A 20,992-nucleotide genomic window follows, 5' to 3' on the forward strand; every position below is an offset into this window, starting at 1 on the left:
TTTCGCCTGCACTCCTACTCATTTAAACAGTATTTCCTTTACTCAAATTTAATACTCCGCTAAAACTCTCTTAATATTCGCTCACCACCTTTGCACCTTTACATTTCTCACGCAAATCCATTCAAATGTCAAATTATCCAAAGTGGATATTCGTCACCTTTATGCTGTGCTTAACATCTATCTTCTCGTTTGCACAGGCCAACCTCGCCGGTATTTCCGGTAAAGTACAGGGAGCTGATGGTACTCCCTTACCAGGCGCAATGATCCTGGTGAAGAATGAATCAACCGGTTTTCAGACCAGGGCTGTTTCTAATGACAAGGGAGAATTCCTATTGAAAGAACTTCCCTTAGGTACACCTTACTCCGTTACTGTTGAAGCCATGGGAATGGTATCGCAAAAGCAGACAGGGTATTCCTTAAACCAGGGCGACCTGTTGGCGGTAACTTTTAAAATGGTGGAAAAAACAACAGAGCTACAGGCTGTTGTTGTTACAGCAGGTTCTAACAAAAACAAGGTGGAAAATATCGGCGCCGCTACCGCTGTAACGGCAAAGGATATCGCGAAACTACCAGTGAACGGACGTAACTTTACTTCATTGATGGACCTCTCTCCATTAAGCAGTGGCTCCAACCTCTCCGGACAGCTGGCTTCTGCTACTAACTTTACTATTGATGGTATGGCGGCAAGAGGTACTATTTCCGGCGGACAACCAACCGGCGCCTATTCCATTTCAATGGAAGCTGTAAGGGAATTCCAGGTAGTAACCAACCAATATGATGTTACCTATGGTAATGCAGGTGGTGGTACCGTTAGTACCGTAACCAAATCTGGTACCAATACACTGTCTGGTAGCGCCTTTACGTTCCTGAGAACCGACTGGCTATCCAGCAAGTACGGTCTCAACGGACAGAAACGTAACCAGCCATTTTCTACTTATCAATACGGTTTCTCTATCGGCGGACCAATCATCAAAGACAAAGCACATTTCTTCTTTGCCTGGGATCACCAGGAAGATTCCCGTCCGTTGAGCATCGCCTATATTCAGTCGCCCGATGACGAAAAGAGATACAATGTCACGCAGGCAACACTCGATCAATTCCTGACTATCGCGCGCAACAAATACGGCGTAGCAAACACGCCGCAGTTCGGTCAGTTCGACAAAAAGAAAAATACACATGCCCTCTTTGGAAGAATAGACTGGCAGCTGAACGCCAAAAACCTGCTGACCATCAGAGATAACTTTATCTATGATATGGATAACCAGTCAGACGGCGATAATACTTCGATCAATCTTTATGAAGTATACAGCACCCGTAAAAGCCTTAACAACAGCCTCATGGCGTCTTTGCGTACTTCTATCAGCTCCAGTTTAACAAACGAATTAAAACTGCAGCACTACTGGGAGTATAATAAAATGTTTGCCAACTCACAGCTGCCGGCTGATAACATTCCAAGAGCGATCGTACAGAGCGTGTTATCTTCTACCACTGAAGGTTCTACACTCAGCACTGCCATCCAATTGGGAGGACAACGTTATGGCGGCGATTACTTCAACAATAACCTGGTACAACTGATCGATAACGTTTACTGGAATGTTGGAAAATCACACGTTACCATCGGTGGTGGACTAACATTCACCAACCAGAACTCTATCTATGGTAGTGAGACGAACGGGCGTTTTTATTTCACTGGTTTGACTAACTTCGACAACCTGACTCCTTACCGCTATGCACGCGATGTATATTTAACTGATGACCACAACATCAAATTCAATATACTCGCGCCTAATGTATACGCACAGGTGCAAACACCCGTAGCACCGGGACTCGATGTTACCGCAGGTGTACGTGTAGACTACACCGCTTACCTCGACAGAGCGAATTACAATGCAACAGTAGACAGAACACTTGGACTGAACACCTCCAACAAACTCAGAACATTGCAGGTACAGCCACGCGTACAGGCAACATGGGACATCGGACAGAACAAGCGTGACATCATCCGCATTGGCGCCGGTATCCTGGGATCTGCACTCAACCCGTATTCTATGATCAACAATATGCTGTTCGACGGCTCTCATATTGTTGGCGTAGATCTGACCGGCAGCCTGGTACCTACACCTGATTTCGTTTCTTACAGGAAAAATCCTGCTACAGCTCCTGGTATGGACCTGATAAACAATCCGAATATTCCAAAGCTGGCTACTATTAACATGAATGGAAAGGACGCCAAAGTACCTACCGTTTACAAAGCCAATGCATCTTATTCCCACTTCTTTACAGAGAACTTCCGGGTGAGCGTTAACGGCTATCTGACACTGGGACGCCACAACTATACTTATGTTGACCGTAACATGGTGGATCAGCCTTATTTCCGCATTGCGCAGGAAGATAATCGCGGTGTATACGTTCCTGCAAATACTATCACCACTTCCAATGGTGCTGCCGACTGGACCAAGAGCCGTAAGACCACCGAAGTTGGACGTGTGCTCGAATTACAAAGCACAGGAAAAGTGAACCAGATGGCCTTCGTATTGGATGGTGCATACCGTTATTTCAGAGATGGCGAAATTGCTTTCTCTTATACATGGAACAACAGTAAAGATAATACCTCCTATAACGGTAACGTAGCCAATACAGCAACACTGGTACAGTACATCAAAGATGATCCACGTGACCTGAGTAAGATGTCATACTCTGACAACCAGTTCAGGAACAAAGTAGTGGTTTATGGTACTGCACCTACGTTCTGGGGTATCAGTGTAGGTGTTCGTTTCTCCGGTATCGGCGGCACCCGTTATTCACTGACCGTGAATGGTAACGTGAATGGCGACTTCGTTGCAAGCAATGACCTGGCCTACATATATGATCCTAAGTCCGCCAGCACGCCTCAATACCTGAAAGATGGTATCAATGCTCTATTAAATAACCCGAAAGTAGAAAAAAGCACCAAGGAGTATGTCACCAAAAGCTTTGGAAAAATAGCGGAAAGAAATGGTGGTGAAAATCCATTCTATGGTGTGTTTGATATTAGGGTGAGCAAGAAAGTGAAGACGTTTAAGAAACAGTTCGTGGAAATATCTGCAGATATGTTCAACGTTGCGAACTCATTGAATAAGTCATGGGGTGTGAATCACAATGTGGGTACTACTAGTTTGTACACCATCAAGGGTTTCGATCCGACTACGACTACCTATAACTACCAGGTTAATACCAATGCAGGGGTTTCCAGCTTAAGCGGTAATCCTTTCCAGGTACAGATCGGGGTGAGATACGGATTCTAATTTCTTAGGATATCTTCCTATAATAAAAAAACGGCCTTGCATAAGCAGGCCGTTTTTTTGTGTCTTTTTGCCGTCTTGATACCGCATTAATACCGCTAATCCTCCCTTCATCTTACGTTCATGAACGTAGGATTAAGGGAGGATTAGCGGTATTAAAGCGGTATTAAAGCGGAGAAATAACACACCAAAACCAGGGCGTTGTTCCGATAGAGATATAGTAGAGATTCGCTTGAGATAGCCTCATCCTCCCTTAATCTTCCGTTCCGGAACGGAAGATTAAGGGAGGATGAGGCTACCTCGAGCGAATCTCTACCGAAGGTCAAGCTTGTATTACCCAAAGAAAAGATAGATTCTTCTTATTTCGCACACTCAATACAAATCACACTCAAATATATGAAAACCAATATCTTACTAAGAAATAAGAGAAGATAAAATCCGTATTTCCCGCATGCATTTTCTACTTAGCTTTGTAATGTAATCATAATCATTCCTGCCAATCTTCCTGAGCTAGTTTAGCATTATTTCGAATAATCCGCGTTACTAAACGCGTCCAGATAACTATGTACGTTCTTTGACATCTTGAATTTATACACAATAAAAAAACCGCCTCATTTTGCAATGAGACGGTCTATTCTTTTTACAATGCATGTGCTTATTTCCGTTGGAACCAGGCATCCGGAACCTGCTGGATCTTACCTCCATTCACCCGGTATTCCAGTTTCAGCGTATAACCGCCGCCACCTTCAACAAACTGCAGTTCGAATGGATGTAATCCTTTCTGCAGCGCTACCTGCCCGCTCTTCTGCACCGGCGCATGCCAGCCGTCATTATCAACGACCTTATCTCCTTCTATGAGGAGGTTAGCGCCATCATCTGCTGTGAGGAAGAAACTGTATATAGCCGTTTCCGGCACCTCTATATAACCGGTTAGTCTGGCGCCAAAGGCTTTACCACCCTTGCCCATACCTTCAGGGATAATCGCGTTAGGGACAACTACAAGGCTGTCCGCTGTTGCCGGCAGTTTAGTGGCACTCTTGTAAGAGCCATTGAAATACTGCAGCTGCAGACCAGGCTGTAAGCCACTTACACTCACTGGTGGGAAGAATGACTGCTGACGATAGTTGAGTGTATAAATATCGCTCATACTACCTGCCGGACTGAAAGACGCCAGTTTGATCGTACCAGGACCAGGAATGATATAAGCCTCCGGCAATGCAGGAGATTTCACCGTCGGTGCGGTACCATCAGTAGTGTAGCGGATGGTGATATCCGGTGCTGGTTTTTCCAGCTTTAACACGGTCTTGCCTACCAGTACGTTGTCGTCAGTGAAACCGTCCAGATCAGGCATACGGTAATGCACTTTCAGGCGGTCGAGTCTTTTATACTGGCTGTTTAATCTTTTCAGGTAGCTATCGTAATCCTGACGGTGTGTCCACAGTACTTCCGCCAGCGCTGTCATACGTGGCATGAACATAAAATCAGCACGTTTTTCGGAAGGGATCCATTCTGTCCAGATGTTTGCCTGTGCACCAATAATCACCTTCGCCTCTTCCGGCGTCAGCCCTTTAGGGATCGGATCGAAGTGATACACATTAGAAACGGAATTACGGTCTGGGATGCCATCGAAGTAGAGCGGATTACCCGGTGTCATGATCACGGTATTGCCATTCTTCGCCGCTTTCACCGGCGCATCAGGTACCCAGCTACGCCAGTACATCAGCACCGCTGTAGGGCTGATACCACCTTCCAGGATTTCGTCCCAGCCAATCAGTTTTTTGCCTTTGGAATTGAAGAACTTCTCCATTCTCTTTACGAAGTAGCTCTGCAGCTCTTCGACGGTCGACAGGTTATTGGCCTTCATCACCGCTTCGCAGGCGGGCGATTTCGCCCAGGTGCTTTTTTCTACTTCATCAGCTCCTAAGTGAACATATTCTGAAGGGAAGAGCGCGAAGATCTCGGAGTATACATTCTCTGCGAATTCAAAGGTAGATTCGTTACATGGGCAGATCGGTGTGGTAAACAACGGGCCCCAGGTAGAACCACCCGTACAGCTCAGGAAAGGATAAGACTTGATAGCTGCCATCATATGACCCGGCATGTCTATCTCTGGTATGATGTCGATGTGACGGGCTGCCGCATAGGCAATCACGTCTTTCATTTGTGCCTGTGTATAAAAACCGCCATAGAGGGTCTTACCATTCTTTTGGATGATATGGGATTTGTCGATCTCCATATCCGGATTGGATTTCGCCTTCTGCATACATACGGAGTCCTGGTTGTTGAATTCACGCCAGGCACCCTGTTCTGTCAGCAGCGGATATTTTTTGATCTCAATACGCCAGCCCTGATCGTCTGTCAGGTGCAGGTGGAACTTGTTCATTTTGTACAATGCCAGCAGGTCGATGAACTTCTTCAGATAATCAACGGAGAAGAAGTGCCTGGATACATCCAGGTGCATGCCACGCCAGGCATAGGTAGGATGATCGGTGATCTGTACCGCCGGCACAGTGATCTTAGCCAGTTTACCGGCTTTAACGCCTTCAATGATAGCCGGCATCAGCTGGCGGACGGTCTGCACGGCACGGAACATACCGGTAGGTGTCTTTGCGGAGATCACCAGTTGCTGCGGCGTAACATCCAGGGTATAATCCTCTTCACCTGTCAGCTGATCATTTTGCTTCAGGACTATCGCACCGGTACCTGCTTTGGCAGCAACAGGCAATGTCTTTCCCAATCCCTGTTTTACCAGCGCCTGCAATTGTGCGGCTTCATTACTGAAAAATGTTTTGTTGGCGGATAGTACCAGTTTGGTGTTTGCAGTGATGACGAAATCCCCCTGTCTGGGCACCAGTTCCTGTGGATAGGGAACCAACGCATAACGTGCAGGGTCTGCTTCCTGCGCCTGTACAACGGATGCACCCAATAGTGTGCAAAGTACCACGACGCCTGTAAGCCTGAATGGTTTGAACATAATAGATTCTTTAAGCATGATAAAGGAAGCCAGCAAAATAGCAAGAATCTCAACAGTAAACTGATGCCATATTGCTCATTACTGCGGTAATATTGATGTCTCCGGCTGCCAGTTTTCGATCTTCAGCAGGCGGAAAAACTCCGTCTCTTCCATTTCCCTTACGCCTCCCGGTGGCAGGTCGCCCAGCTCTATGTCTTCTATAGATACACGTATCAGGCGGTCGCAATGATGCCTGATGGCTGATGTCATCTTACGTACCTGATGATATTTGCCCTCGGTGAGTGTGATCAGCAGCCAGGAATGCGGGAGAAATTCTTTCAGCGGATGGTGTTCCCTTTGTTTGATATAAGCCGGCTTTTCCACGATCTCCACCTGACAGGGAGTCGTCACCCAGTCTACACCACCCTTGATGCGGATGGTCACGCCCCGCTGTAATTGTTCTACTGTTTCCTGGCTCACGATGTTCTTCACCATGACCAGGTAAGTCCTTTTATGCGGCTGCTCACTTTCAAATAACAGGCGGGTTACTCTTTTGTTGGTAGTGAGGAGGAGCAATCCTTCGGAATGATTGTCCAGCCTTCCCACGGCATGCGTACCTTCGGGAAAGTCAAAGTCAAGGTCCCCCAGCAGCCTGACCTTGTCGGGGCTGATAAACTGGGAAACCATGTTGTATGGCTTATTGATGATAAAATAACGGTGACCGCTGTTACTCATTGTTGATTTATTTCAGATAAAATCTGGCCAATTCTGATTAATATATTTCCATCATGCTCACATAACTATCAATAATTTTAGCCATTGCCAAAATCGTCTTCATTGTATGAAATTATTTGCTTTCGTTTTTGCACCACTCGCTGGTTTCAGCATATTGGCACAGGCCCAGTTAAAGAAAGACTATCCCATACAGCCTGTCGCTTTTACCCAGGTGTATGTGACCGATAACTTCTGGGCGCCAAAAATAAGGGTTAATGCCGATGTCACAATACCCTATACGTTGGAACAATGCAAGCGTACCGGCAGGATCGACAATTTCAAACGGGCGGCACACGTGCTGCCGGCCGATACAATGACGGAATATACCTTCGACGACACAGACCTTTACAAAGTAATAGAAGGCGCCTCCTATGGCCTGCAAATGAAGAAAAACCCGGAACTGGAACGCTACCTGGATACCCTGATCGCCATTATCGGCGCAGCCCAGGAAAAAGATGGCTACCTGTATACTTTCCGGACCATGAATGCGCCAAAACCACATCCATGGATAGGCACAAAGAGATGGGAGGAAGAGGAAGACCTCAGCCATGAACTATATAACTCCGGCCACCTGTTTGAAGCAGCAGTCGCCCATTACCAGGCTACCGGCAAAAGGAACCTGCTGGATATCGCTATAAAAAATGCTGACCTGCTGGTAAAAACATTCGGTTTCGGAAAAGAAGAACGCTTTCCCGGTCACCAGATAGTAGAAACAGGACTGACAAAGATGTACCGGGTTACCGGTAATAAATCCTACCTGGACCTCGCGAAGTTCTTCCTCGATGTGCGCGGGCCAGGCAAAAAGTACAGCGGAGAATATAATCAGTCTTATAAGAAAGTGGTGGACCAGCATGAAGCCGTAGGCCATGCTGTACGCGCCACCTATATGTACACCGGTATGGCGGATGTAGCCGCCCTGACTGGGGACGAACAATACCTGCACGCGATAGATGATATCTGGCATGATGTGGTGGAAAAGAAACTGTATATCACCGGAGGGATTGGCGCTACCGGCAATGGCGAGGCTTTTGGCAAACCTTATGAGCTACCGAACATGTCGGCCTATGCGGAGACCTGCGCGGCTATTGCGAATGTATACTGGAACAGCAGGATGTTCCTCCTGCATGGCGATGCGAAATATATAGACATCCTGGAACGTACCTTGTATAACGGATTATTGTCAGGGGTATCCCTCAGCGGGGACAGGTTCTTCTACCCTAATCCCCTGGCCTCTATGGGACAACACCAGCGCAGCGCCTGGTTCGGATGCGCCTGTTGTATCTCTAATATGACGCGCTTTCTGCCCTCCATGCCGGGATATATTTATGCACAGAACAAAAACGATCTGTACGTGAACCTGTTCGTGGGAAATACAGCCGACATTCAGCTGCCCGCAGGAAAAGTCAGCATCACCCAGCAGACAAACTATCCCTGGGATGGGAAGGTTAATATTACCGTTAAACCAATCCATACTGAAGCTTTTGCACTGCATGTCCGTATCCCGGAATGGGCTGAAGGAAAACCTGTACCAGGTGACCTTTATTTTGATACGGATAGCATTGCCCGGAAGATCGATATCCTGCTGAATGGCAAATCCGTGAAATATACGATGGTAAAGGGCTATGCTGTTATACAACGTACCTGGAAAGCAGGTGATAATATCAGCCTGGAATTCCCTATGCAGGTACAAAAAGTGCTGGCGAATAACGCTGTAAAAAGCGATACCAACCGCTTTGCCCTGGAACGTGGTCCGCTGATGTACTGCCTGGAAGGCCCGGACAATAAAGACGCTACCGTACAAAACATTGTAGTGGATAAAAATGCAGCAGTGAATGCTGTATATAAACCAGGTCTGCTCAATGGCGTGACCGTCCTGGAAATGCAGGGAACCTCCACCAGCAGACAACTGAACTCCGCCCAGCTGGTTAGTTCAACACAGACAGTGACTGCCATCCCCTACTATTCCTGGGCCAACCGTGGTCCTTCAGAAATGACAGTCTGGATACCTTATGAAGCATCCGCTGCGCGGCCTAAGCCAGCACCGACCATCGCATCAAAAAGTAAGGTAAGCGCCTCCGTGGCGAATAAACGGATGTACCTCGCCCTGAATGATCAGTATGAACCATTGGATTCACATGATAATAATTCTATGTACCTCCATTGGTGGCCGAAACATAATACGCAGGAATGGGTGCAGTATGATTTTGACCAGGAATATACCGTATCAGCGTCACAGGTGTACTGGTATGACGATGGTCCATTCGGGGATTGCCGTATACCTGCTTCCTGGCGTATCCTGTATAAACAGGGCGACCAATGGATCCCGGTGAAGAACGTCACGCCCTATACGGTTACGAAAGATAAATACGACAGTGTGCGTTTTGAGCCCGTGAAAACAACAGCCCTAAAGCTGGAAGTACAGTTACCTGCAGAAAATGCTTCGGGCATTCATGAATGGATTGTTAAATGACTAAATTTTTTAGCTAATATTGCAGTGCTATGTCACTGCAAATTACGTCACTCAACTCGGGCAGCAACGGAAACTGTTATTATATCGGGAATGCAAAGGAAGCTGTCCTGATAGATGCAGGTATATCGTGCAGGGAAACAGAAAGGCGGATGAAACGCCTGGGATTGCGTATGGACTGTGTCAAAGCGATCTTCATCTCACATGAGCATTCCGATCATATCCGGGGACTGGAAGTTTTGTCAAGGAAATACAGTCTGCCGGTATACATTACGGAAAACACCATGCTTCATGGTAACCTGCAACTCGACGCGCTTCATGTACGGAGATTTGACGAATATGCGCCGATATCAATTGGAGATCTCAGCGTTACTGCATTCCCGAAATTTCATGACGCTATAGAGCCTCGCAGCTTTATGATCAGCAGCCAGGAAATCAGGATCGGCGTATTTACAGATATTGGTGCCCCTTGTGATCACCTGATCCGGCACTTCCAGCAATGTCACGCCGCTTTCCTGGAAGCCAATTATGATGAACAGATGCTGGAAAAAGGCAGGTATCCCTTCTATCTGAAAAAACGTATCCGCGGAGGGAAAGGTCATCTGTCCAATACACAGGCACTGGAATTATTCAAAGCACATAAGCCCCCTTATATGAGCCACCTCCTGTTATCCCACCTTTCCAGGGATAATAATAACCCGGAGATGGTACTCGAACTCTTCCGTCCACATGCAGGACGCACACAGGTCATCGTCGCTTCACGCGATGTGGAAACAGCTGTTTATCACATCAGTAATCACTATCAGCCACCGGTTCCCAAAGTAGAATACGTACAGGGACAGCTCTCTTTCTAACATATATCATCCTTTCAGCTAACGATTGTCATATTTCAATTCCGCCGGAGCGGATAATTTTGTAGTGTCAATTAAACATTATACTATGATTAATATGCCATATATCACTGCTGCAGAAGCGGTAAAATGTGTTCAATCCGGTAACCGGGTGTTCATACATGGTAGCGCAGCTACCCCGGTGCATGTGCTCAGGGCATTACAGAACAGGCATGCTGAATTGCAAAACGTGGAGCTGGTAAGTATTACCACATTGGGAGATGTCGATTTCGATAATCCCTTATACCGGGAAAGCTTTTTTATCAATTCATTGTTCGTTTCTGCGGCTAACCGATCCGTGGTGAACAGTGATGACGGCGATTATGTGCCTGTTTTCCTCAGCCAGATCCCACAGTTGTTCAAAAGGAATATCCTGCCGCTGGATGTGGCCATCGTAACAGTCTCTCCGCCTGATGATCACGGCTACTGCTCCCTTGGTACTTCCGTTGATGTTGCCCGTGCAGCGGTAGATACCGCTAAATATGTGATCGCGCAGGTCAATCCGCTGATGCCACGTACACACGGACAGGGGTTTGTACATATGTCTAAATTCCATGCTGCGGTATGGCAGAAGGCGACCCTTCCTGAGATCGATTATTCACTGCAATCAAGTGCAATTACCGAGCAAATAGGCCGTAACATCGCACAGCTGGTAGAAGATGGCGCTACCCTGCAACTGGGTATTGGTGGTATTCCGGACCAGGTGCTGAAGAATCTCACCAACCATAAAAATCTTGGTTTACATACGGAAATGCTGTCTGACGGAGTGATACCGCTGATTGAAAAAGGAGTGATCAATAACAGCCTGAAGAAGCTGAATACGGGCAAATCGGTAACAGCCTTCATGGCGGGCACCCGCAAGTTGTATGATTTTGTGAATGATAATCCGGCACTGCGTGTAATGGACATCAGTTATGTGAATGACACTGCTATCATCAGGCAGAATCCGAAGGTAACTGCTATCAACAGTGCGATTGAGATAGACCTGACCGGCCAGGTATGTGCGGATTCTATTGGTACGTACCAGTATTCCGGTATCGGCGGGCAAATGGACTTCATCAGAGGAGCATCCCTGTCAGAGGGCGGCAAACCGATCATTGCCATGCCTTCTGTTACCAATAAAGGCATTTCCCGCATCGTACCTTTCCTGAAAGAAGGTGCCGGCGTCGTAACGACAAGAGGCCATGTGCATTGGGTGATCACAGAATACGGTATGACCGACCTGTTCGGGAAAAGCCTGAAACAACGCGCCAAAGCGCTGATCGAGATCGCCCATCCGGATCATAGAGAAGAACTGGACAGGGCTTATTTCGAACGTTTTGTCAAAAAAGTAGTCCCAGCATTGATATAACAGGTTAAAGATGGCTTATTGCATCCTGTAGGTCTAACTGATTTACGGGATGCATGATCCTTTTACGGTGTGAACGTCCCCAGTTGGCCATTTCGTCGATAATGGTTTCCAGCGTCTTGCCATAGGGTGTTAACTCATATTCGACGGTTACCGGTTTGGTATCGTAAACAGTCCTTTTCACCAGCTCGTTCATTTCCAGCTCCCGCAATTCCTTGGAAAGCATTTTGGAGCCTACTCCTTCCACTTCCCGCTGTAATTCCATAAACCGCTTCTTGCCAAAACGCAGAGAGCCGATAATGGAGATCTTCCACTTCCCATTCAGCACGTCCAGTGTGTCATGAATGGCACGGAGGTGTTCCGTACATACTTCTGATTTTTCAGATGTTCCTGGTTTCTTGCTCATAGTTCACTTACTTTCCCCAAAGAAACTACTTTCCTTTGGGATACCACTTTCGAAAGTAAAGCATCTTTCGGAACTTTACAAATCAAAATGAACACTATTATGAGTAATACTAAGATGAAGGTAGAGATCTGGTCGGATATTATGTGCCCATGGTGTTATATCGGTAAGCGGAGATTTGAGGCTGCTATGGCCCAATTCCCGGATGCCAGCGCTGTGGAGATAGAATGGCATAGTTTTCAGCTGGACCCGACCATAGAGTCCGGCCATGGAGATAATCTGTATACCTACCTGTCAAAGAGGAAGGGCATTCCTTACGAACAGGCGGAACAAATGAATAACCAGGTGACGGCCCTGGCCAGCACCCTGGGATTGGCCTATAACCTGGAACAGGCCGTAGTGGCCAACTCTTTTGATGCGCACCGCCTGATCCAGCTCGCTAAAAAGCACCAGTTGGGTGATGCTGCTGAAGAACGTCTTTTCAGGGCCTATTTTACGGAAGGAAAGGATTTTAGCGATCCAGCTACCCTGGAAGCCCTTGGTAAAGAAATCGGCCTGGAAGAAAGTGTTTTACAGGAACTGGTTAACGGGCAGGCATATGCCGGCGACGTCCGCAAAGACATTGCGGAAGCAGAAACCCTGGGTATCAGAGGTGTCCCTTTCTTTGTTTTCGACCGTAAATATGGTGTTTCCGGCGCCCAGGCAGCTGAAACCTTCCTGGAAGTGTTGCAGAAATCTGTCGGCGAGTGGAAACAAACGCAACCTGCCGGACTGGATATCATAGAAGGACAAACTTGTGGTCCTGACGGAAACTGCTGACATACTGTTGTCATCTTCGTATCTTTCCTTTGTACTGTTAACATAAACAGCACTACGAATGACAGCAAAAAACCTCCTGCAGCAAAGACTGGCCAACCAGCAATTGATACGTCCTGCCTTTGGTTCCGCACCGGAACTCGTACACTGGTGCGGGGCCATACAGGCACAGGATTATGAAATGTCCAAATGGGCAGTAGGTATGCGGCTTCCTGCGGCTACCAGCGAACAGATAGAAGCGGCTATCACTAAAGGAGAATTGGTCCGTACCCACATACTACGCCCTACCTGGCATCTTGTACATCCGGAAGATGTACGCTGGATGATGACGCTATCAGGCCCCTGTATAGAACAGTCCATGGGCACTTATAACCGGAAACTGGAACTCGACAGTACCGTCTTCCGGAAAAGCCATAAAGTGCTTGAAAAAGCCCTGAGAGACGGCAAACAACTAACCCGGCCGGAGCTGGCAGACATACTGGAAAAAGCGAAGATCCCGACCAATGATCTCCGGATGAATTTCCTCCTTATAAAAGCTGAACTGGATATGGTCATCTGTAATGGTGGCAAACGGGATAAACAGATCACCTATGCCCTGTTTGAAGAACGTGTACCCGTAGCCAAACCGTTCACGAAAGAAGAATCCCTCGCTACGCTGGCGCTCCGTTATTTTAACAGCCACGGACCCGCTACCCTTAAAGATTTCACAGGCTGGAGCGGATTGCCTATTACCCAGGCAAGACTGGGACTCAACCTGGTAAAAGATCGACTGAATAAAGAAACCGTTTCCGAACTGGAATACTGGGGACCGGCCAATGCACCAGACATTAAAACCACTGATAATCAGATCCTGTTAATACCAAACTACGATGAATACCTTGTCGCTTATAAAGACAGAGACATCATTTACGACGGGCAGAACGATGATCATCTAAGCAGGGAAGGCAATCCCCTCTTCAACAATATCATACTCATCAAGGGACAGATTGCCGGCGTATGGAGACGTACGATCAAAAAGAAAGAGGTAGTGATGGACTTACAGACATTTACGCCACTCAATAAAACGGAGCAGGCTAAACTGGATAAGGAAGTGGCGAGATATAAGCAATTCATCCACTTACAATAATATGCATTAAATTGGGTGCATGTTTACCCGGTTCATCAAACTATTGCCAGCCGTCATTCTCATCTGCTGTGCACATGTCGTATCAGCACAACGTGGTAATGCGCTGAAGGCTGACCTGCAGCTGCTGAAAAATAAGCTGGAAACCATCCATCCAGACTTATATGCCTATACGTCTGAAACGCGGTTGGAACAATTGTTTGACAGCTGCTATCAGCAGCTGAACGATGACACGGACGACAGGCTATTCTACGGTATCGTCAAAGTATTATTAAGCGCTGTAAAGGATGGTCATTTGTCCACAGGTGCGTCACCGCACTTTTCTCAGGTCATTCATACCGAAAACAGCTATCTGCCACTGATCACGTATTTTAAAGGAGACAGCATCTTCATTGTCAACAGTATTGATAACAAGATACCTGCCGGCAGTCGCCTGATCAGTATCAACTCTCATCCTGCTGATGCTATGCGACAAAAGATGTACGACTACCTGATGTCAGACGGCTACAACACGACTAAAAAAGCGCTGGTGCTTAACCAGATCTTCTATTTCTATTATTATCTCGCCTATGGCAATTCCGCAGGATTTACCGTAGAATACGTTTCTCCCTCCGGGGATTATTCAACTGTCGCACTGCCTGCCATCGAAGAAAAAGCCATCAATACACTAAAGATCACTGAGGAAGAAAAGCCTTTGTTATCCGCCACATTTACGGAAGACAACATCTGCATACTTAGTATCGGGACCTTCGCCGCAACTGATCTGCAACAGGCAAAGCTTGACTATACTGCATTTCTTGGAAAGACTTTCCGGAGAATAAAACAGGACCGGGCGCAGCAACTCATTATCGACCTGCGTGAGAATGGTGGCGGAAGAGATGCATACGGTGTGCTATTGTACTCCTATCTCACCAAACAGGCATTCTCTTATTACAGCTACCTCGAGAAGGACCAAAAGAAACTGTCAGGTAAACCAGGACTGGGCAAACAAAAACCTGCTGCAATACCCTACAGCGGGGCTGTCTGGATATTGACCGGAGGTAATACTTTCTCTGCCGCGGCAGAATTCTGCGCTGTTGCTTACAGTAATCACAGGGCCACTTTCATCGGAGAGGAAACTGGTGGAGCGTATGAAGGGAATCACTCCGGACAATTGATACAGGTCGAATTACCATCCAGTAAAGTCACTGTCTGGATACCTACTACCAAATATGTCATGGATGTGATTCCCGCAAAATATCCCGGACATGGGATCATTCCTCATCTGCAGGTACAGCCTTCTGCAGAAGAATATCTGCATCATGAAGACAGGGTGCTACAGGAGGCGCTGTCAGAAGCCCGTTCCCATTAGTCAGTACTAGTGCTCCTCTTCTTCTCCTGTGTTCTTTAATTTGGAGAATAATGCATAGGCGCCTTTTACAACCACCTCTGCCCCTTTGATATCAAAGCCAGGTGGCATGATCACTTCGGTATAACCTAATTCGCTATTGCCTTTTTCAATGGTCAGCATCTCAAACAGATAATTTCCTTCCACTCCTGCCTCACGGCCTTTTGCGATAAAGATACAAGGCTTGCCTTCAAACTGGATTATCGCTTCATCAGGCAAGGCATTTACCATGGCATTACCTGTCTCGATCCAGGCAGTGAGGTACATGCCAGGCAGCAGTTCCCGGTCTTCTTTGTCCAGGTGACAGTGTACCTGCACAGTACGTTCATCGCTGATCTCGCGACCTATGAGATGCACCCGGGCACTACGTTGTGTGGTCTCATTCGCCAGCGTGAAACGGACACGTTGTTCCAGTTTTAGCTTGGGAATATCCTTTTCAAAGATGGTCAGTTCCGCATGCAGGTGTTCTGTATTGACAATCTCAAAGAGTTTGTCGGCCGGATTCACATAAGCGCCAATATTGGTATTCACGGCAGTCACATACCCTGTAATGGGACTATACAACTGAATTGTATTCTGGATATTTCCGCCATCCAGATTGGCCAGGTCAATATTGAGCAATTTCAGCTTCTCCTGTAATCCCTTGATGCGGGCGGCGTTGGAGAGATAGTTCGCTTTCGCCTGCTGGAACACTTTCTGCGCATTGACGTTCTCTTTCGCCAGTACTTCCTGCCGCTGATATTCTGCCAGCAGGTATTCCTGCTGTCCTTTATTTTCCAGGTAGTCCTGCTGCAACTGAATAAGATCCGGATGTTGCAGGGAAACGACTACCTGTCCCTTATGGATCAGGGAGCCTTGTAATAATTCTGTATTCTTTACAAAAGCACCGAATGGTGCGGAGATGGTGACCATACTTTGCGGCGGCACATCCAATTTGCCGTTGGCGCGGATATTACTGCTGATCTGTTTAGGTTCGATCTTGCCTGTTTTCACGCCAACGGTGGTATACTGTGCAGATGTTAATTCCGCTATCATTCCTTCTGCGGCAGCATGTTGTTCTTCCTGTTCCACTTTTTCTGTTTTACTACCACAGGCGGCTAAGGAGATGATCAGGGCACTATATATGAGATACTTCATGATGTCTGTTGATTATTGTTGTACGTTCAGCATTTGTAAGGACAATACTGCATTGTTATAGTCACGGATCGTTTGCAGGTAAGCTTCACGGATGTTAAATACTTCCTGCAGACTTAAGAGATAAGTAGTATATCCTACATCTCCTTTTTCATATCCCAGCAATGCTTGTTTTTCTATGAGCATCGCATTGGGCATGGCCGTTTCCTGGTAATAATCCAGGCTGCTCTTATAACGGGAGAACTGTGCCACTGCCTGCTGCCACCGGCTTTTCAGTTCAACGTTCGACTGCTGGTAGTTGAAGTCGGCCTGTATCCTGCGCTGCTCCGCCGCTTTCACTCTTGCGCGGAAAGGACCCAGCCATAAAGGAATAGAAACACCCGCATGCCATCCCTGGAAACGGTCGCCCCCTTTGGCAATGGAAGTACCCGCACTATTGAGCGAAGTACCTATCAGCGACTGGTTAAAATAACCGATTGACAGGTCTGGCAACAGCGCATTCGCTTCCAGCTTTTTTTCCTTTTCCTGGATGACCACCTGTTGCTGTTGCCACTGTAATGCGGGATAGTGCTGTAGCTGCGCAGAATCGCTGATAGTACCTGCCGGTAAAGGCGTCAATGTTTCTTTGGCAATAAGCAGCGGAGTAGTGCTGCCGGATAAGCCTTGTAATCCCGACAGCAGCACCTGTTCTTCAGCGAGACTTTGCCTGTTGAGATGCTGTATCTCGGCCAGTCTCGTTTCTGCGGAGGTTTTCTCTAATAGTCCTGTTTCACCTGTTTTGAACTTCAGGTCTGCCGCTTTTACAAAATGTTGATAGATGCTATCCTTCTGCACCAACATCTGCTGGTATGCATACAAGTATTGCAACTGGTACCAGACCTGCTTTACCTGGAATACCAGTTCATGTTTGGTTACAGCCTGCTGCAGTTTACTACCTTGCAGCTGTGCATCGTACAAGGAGGCCTTTGCACCGAATACAGAAGGGAATGGGATCTTTTGGGTAACGGTGATATTATTATCGCTTTTGACATAGCTATTGTATTGCCCATACAGCAGACCAATGTCTGTTTTGGGCAATTCTCCGGCAGTTCGCTTCAGCTGTTTATAATAGTCTACACCAGCTCCTGCTGCCTGTAGTTCTTTATTCTGCTGTAGTGTCAGCTGTATGAGCCCATCGAGTGTAAGTGGCTGTTGTGCATGCGTGAGCAGGGGAGCACCTGCCAGCAGCAACAGGATCGTGACTGTTTTATGCATGTTTCCGGTGCTTTTTATTTTTTCGGATAAGATGTAAAGGCAGGGCAGCACAAACAAGGTAAGCAGGGTCGCGGTTATCAGTCCGCCGATAACCACTGTGGCCAGTGGCTTCTGTACTTCAGCACCACTTCCGTGCGACAAAGCCATCGGCAGGAAACCAAGGGAAGCCACCGTAGCTGTCATGATCACAGGGCGCAAGCGGGTACCGGTACCCTGCATGACGATCTCGCGCAGGTCAGTAAGGCCCTCTTTACGAAGGCGGTTGAATTCAGCAATGAGTACAATGCCATTTAGCACCGCCACACCGAAGAGCGCGATAAAACCGACAGCGGCTGAAATGCTGAAAGCCATTCCCCGTAACCATAAAGCCACAATGCCACCAACTGCAGATAAGGGAATTGCTGTGTAAATAAGTAAGCCCTGCTTTACAGAACCAAAGGAGAAATATAGTAGAATGAATATCAGCAGTAGTGCTACCGGTACTGCTATCTTGAGGCGAGACCGCGCCTGTTGCAGGTTTTCAAATGAGCCACCGTATGTTACGTAGTAGCCGGAAGACATCTTAACTTTCTGTGCTACCTTCTGTTGTAACTCATTCACGATGCTCTCCACATCTCTTCCCCGCACGTTAAATCCAACAGTGATACGCCGTTTGGCATCATCGCGCTGGATCTGGTTAGGTCCTACTTTCAGGCTGACATCTGCAACCTGGTTCAAAGGTACCTGGTTGCCATTGGGAGCGGTGACATACAATGCTGATACATCTTCCAGGCCTGCCCGGCTTTGTTTATCCAGTCTGACCACCAGGTCATATCTTTTCTCTCCTTCATAGACAACGCCTGCACGCTGACCAGCGAAGGCGGTATTGATGACAGTATTGATGTCTTCTATATTCAGACCGAACCTCGCAATCTGGTCACGGTGATATTGCACCACGATCTGCGGAAGACCGGAAGATTGTTCCACATAAAGATCTGTCGCACCGCGTATACCACTCACCACACTACCCACCTTCTGGGCATAGGCGGCCAGCCTGTCCAGGTCTTCACCGTATATCTTTACGACCACATCCTGCCGGGCGCCGGTCATCAGTTCATTGAAACGCATCTGTATCGGTTGCTGGAAGCCAAAACTCACGCCGGGGATCGCCTCCAGTGCTTCCGTCATTTTATCTGCCAGTTCATCCCTGTTGTCTGCCTTTGTCCATTCAGAGCGGTCTTTCAGGGTAACGATCAGGTCACAGGCTTCTACCGGCATAGGGTCTGTAGGGATCTCACTACTACCGACCTTCCCCACTACTTCCTTTACCTCATCAGGGAATTGTTTCAACAGTATATCGGCGGCCTTCCCCGCAACGTCTATTGTTTCATACAGGCTGCTGCCGGTCAGTAATCTTGTTTCCACAGCAAAATCGCCTTCATCCAGGGACGGAATAAATTCCGCTCCCAACCGGGTGAACAACAGGAGACTCGCGCCGAATAACAGGATAGATACAACAATGACCGCACGTTTAAAGCGTAGCACGGATGTTAACACCCTGGCATAAATACGATGAAGATAATCCATGATCCTGTCTGACAAGGTGCGTTTATGTACAGCCTTTTTACTCAGGAACAATGCACTCGCCATCGGCACATAGGTCAATGAGAGAATAAAGGCGCCTAAGATGGCAAATGAGACCGTCTGCGCCATTGGGCGGAACATCTTCCCTTCCACACCGGAAAGTGCCAGAATAGGCAGATAAACGATCAATATGATGATCTCTCCAAAAGCAGCAGAGGTTCTGATACGACTTGCGGCGGTATAGACTTCATCATCCATTTCCGCCTGTGTAAATGCAACACCTGTTTTTCGTAGTCCTAAGTGATGCATAGTCGCCTCCACGATGATCACTGCACCATCTACGATCAGGCCAAAGTCGATCGCTCCAAGGCTCATCAGGTTACCGGAGACATTGAAGAGCTGCATCATACAGATGGCAAACAACATGGCAAGCGGAATAACGGATGCCACGATCAGGCCGGCCCTGAGGTTACCCAACAGTAGTACCAGCACAAAGATGACGATAAGTGCGCCTTCAGCCAGGTTACGCACCACGGTCTCTACGGCATTGTTCACCAGCTTTGTTCTGTCAAGGAAAGGTTCTATCAGCACTCCTTCCGGCAGGGTCTTTTCTATCTGTCTGATCCTTTCCTTTACGTTCCTGATCACGGCAGAGGAGTTAGCGCCTTTCAGCATCAGTACGATGGCGCCTACCCTTTCGCCTTCCACATTACGCGTCATGGCACCGTAACGGATAGCGTGGCCATAGCCTACTTTTCCTACGTTTTCGATCAGCACGGGAATACCACTACTATGTGTTTTTACCACTACATTGTTGATATCTTCCAGGCTGCTTATCAATCCTTCGCTGCGGATGAACCAGGCATTGGGTCTTTTATCAATGTAGGCGCCACCGGTATTCTGGTTGTTCTTTGCCAGCGCATTGAATACATCAGTAATACTGAGGTCCATACTACGCAGCTTTTCAGGGTCAAGGGCGATCTCGTATTGTTTGAGATAACCACCAAAGCTGCTCACATCCGCCACACCGGGCACGCCCAGTAATTGCCTGCGGATAATCCAGTCCTGTATACTGCGCAGCTCCATGGCATTGTATCTTTTTTCATAGCCTGGCTTTGTATGAACGACATACTGGTATATCTCTCCGAGTCCGGTGGTAACAGGCGCCAGTTCCGGATCTCCCACACCAGCAGGGATCTGTTCCCTTACAGTCCCCAGCCGTTCGCTGACTTGTTGCCGGGCCCAGTAGACATCTATATTTTCCTGGAAAACGACGGTTACTACACTCAGGCCAAACCGGGAAAAGGAACGTACTTCAGTAATACCAGGAATGGACGCAACGGATTGTTCCACCGGGAAAGTGACAAGCCGTTCTATGTCCTGTGCTGCCTGTGAAGGTGCAGTGGTGATGATCTGCACCTGGTTGTTGGTGATGTCGGGTAATGCGTCTATAGGCAACCTCGTGATGGCGTAAATGCCCCACGCGATCAGCCCGACGATAAAGAGTATAATGATCAGTTTATTCCGCACGGAAAAACCGATGATCTTATCGAGCATGGATGTAGTTTATAATGATGAATAAGGGAATAATATGGACGT

At 47.5% G+C, this 20,992-nt stretch carries 12 protein-coding genes; 7 read left to right on the forward strand and 5 right to left on the reverse strand.

Going from position 1 to position 20,992, the window contains the following annotated elements; genetic code table 11:
* Window positions 1-125: 125 nt before the first annotated feature.
* Window positions 126-3,284 (forward strand): TonB-dependent receptor, encoded by a 3,159-nt coding sequence (locus CLV42_RS06250; RefSeq protein ID WP_106601037.1) that lies wholly within the window; start codon window positions 126-128, stop codon window positions 3,282-3,284.
* A gap of 652 nt (window positions 3,285-3,936) precedes the next feature.
* On the opposite strand, the gene CLV42_RS06255 is transcribed toward CLV42_RS06250, so the two are convergent.
* A complete protein-coding gene (locus CLV42_RS06255; protein WP_106601353.1) occupies window positions 3,937-6,255 on the reverse strand; it encodes a family 20 glycosylhydrolase in 2,319 nt (772 codons plus the stop codon).
* A 78-nt stretch (window positions 6,256-6,333) separates the two neighbouring features.
* Window positions 6,334-6,969, reverse strand: coding sequence for a pseudouridine synthase (locus CLV42_RS06260; RefSeq protein WP_106601038.1), 636 nt, complete (start codon window positions 6,967-6,969; stop codon window positions 6,334-6,336).
* A 106-nt stretch (window positions 6,970-7,075) separates the two neighbouring features.
* On the opposite strand from CLV42_RS06260, the gene CLV42_RS06265 reads away from it, so the two are divergent.
* The 3 genes from CLV42_RS06265 to CLV42_RS06275 all read left to right on the forward strand — a co-directional run bounded on the left by CLV42_RS06265 (window position 7,076) and on the right by CLV42_RS06275 (window position 11,716).
* On the forward strand, window positions 7,076-9,478 hold the full coding sequence (locus CLV42_RS06265) for a glycoside hydrolase family 127 protein (RefSeq protein WP_106601039.1): 2,403 nt from the start codon (window positions 7,076-7,078) through the stop codon (window positions 9,476-9,478).
* 29 nt (window positions 9,479-9,507) lie between these two features.
* Window positions 9,508-10,329, forward strand: coding sequence for an MBL fold metallo-hydrolase (locus CLV42_RS06270; protein WP_106601040.1), 822 nt, complete (start codon window positions 9,508-9,510; stop codon window positions 10,327-10,329).
* 85 nt (window positions 10,330-10,414) lie between these two features.
* A complete protein-coding gene (locus CLV42_RS06275) occupies window positions 10,415-11,716 on the forward strand; it encodes an acetyl-CoA hydrolase/transferase family protein (protein ID WP_106601041.1) in 1,302 nt (433 codons plus the stop codon).
* Window positions 11,717-11,720: 4 nt separating this feature from the next.
* On the opposite strand, the gene CLV42_RS06280 is transcribed toward CLV42_RS06275, so the two are convergent.
* Window positions 11,721-12,119: a winged helix-turn-helix transcriptional regulator gene (locus CLV42_RS06280; protein WP_106601042.1), complete on the reverse strand. Its 399-nt coding sequence runs from the start codon at window positions 12,117-12,119 to the stop codon at window positions 11,721-11,723.
* A gap of 99 nt (window positions 12,120-12,218) precedes the next feature.
* Here CLV42_RS06280 and CLV42_RS06285 point away from each other — a divergent pair, with 99 nt between their 5' ends.
* From CLV42_RS06285 to CLV42_RS06295, 3 genes are read left to right on the forward strand one after another with little or no spacing between them, the layout of a single operon-like run.
* Window positions 12,219-12,935 carry a DsbA family oxidoreductase gene (locus CLV42_RS06285; RefSeq protein WP_245901522.1) on the forward strand — a complete coding sequence of 239 codons (717 nt, stop codon included), beginning with the start codon at window positions 12,219-12,221 and terminating at the stop codon, window positions 12,933-12,935.
* A 58-nt stretch (window positions 12,936-12,993) separates the two neighbouring features.
* Window positions 12,994-14,058 carry a winged helix DNA-binding domain-containing protein gene (locus CLV42_RS06290; RefSeq protein WP_106601043.1) on the forward strand — a complete coding sequence of 355 codons (1,065 nt, stop codon included), beginning with the start codon at window positions 12,994-12,996 and terminating at the stop codon, window positions 14,056-14,058.
* Between the two features lie 19 nt (window positions 14,059-14,077).
* Complete coding sequence (locus CLV42_RS06295; RefSeq protein WP_106601044.1) at window positions 14,078-15,406, forward strand: S41 family peptidase; 1,329 nt, start codon at window positions 14,078-14,080, stop codon at window positions 15,404-15,406.
* 6 nt (window positions 15,407-15,412) lie between these two features.
* Here CLV42_RS06295 and CLV42_RS06300 read toward each other — a convergent pair whose 3' ends face one another.
* A complete protein-coding gene (locus tag CLV42_RS06300) occupies window positions 15,413-16,579 on the reverse strand; it encodes an efflux RND transporter periplasmic adaptor subunit (protein WP_106601045.1) in 1,167 nt (388 codons plus the stop codon).
* Between the two features lie 12 nt (window positions 16,580-16,591).
* A complete protein-coding gene (locus CLV42_RS06305; protein ID WP_106601046.1) occupies window positions 16,592-20,950 on the reverse strand; it encodes a CusA/CzcA family heavy metal efflux RND transporter in 4,359 nt (1,452 codons plus the stop codon).
* Window positions 20,951-20,992: the final 42 nt, after the last annotated feature.

The organism is Chitinophaga ginsengisoli (genome assembly GCF_003014595.1).
GTDB lineage: Bacteria > Bacteroidota > Bacteroidia > Chitinophagales > Chitinophagaceae > Chitinophaga > Chitinophaga ginsengisoli.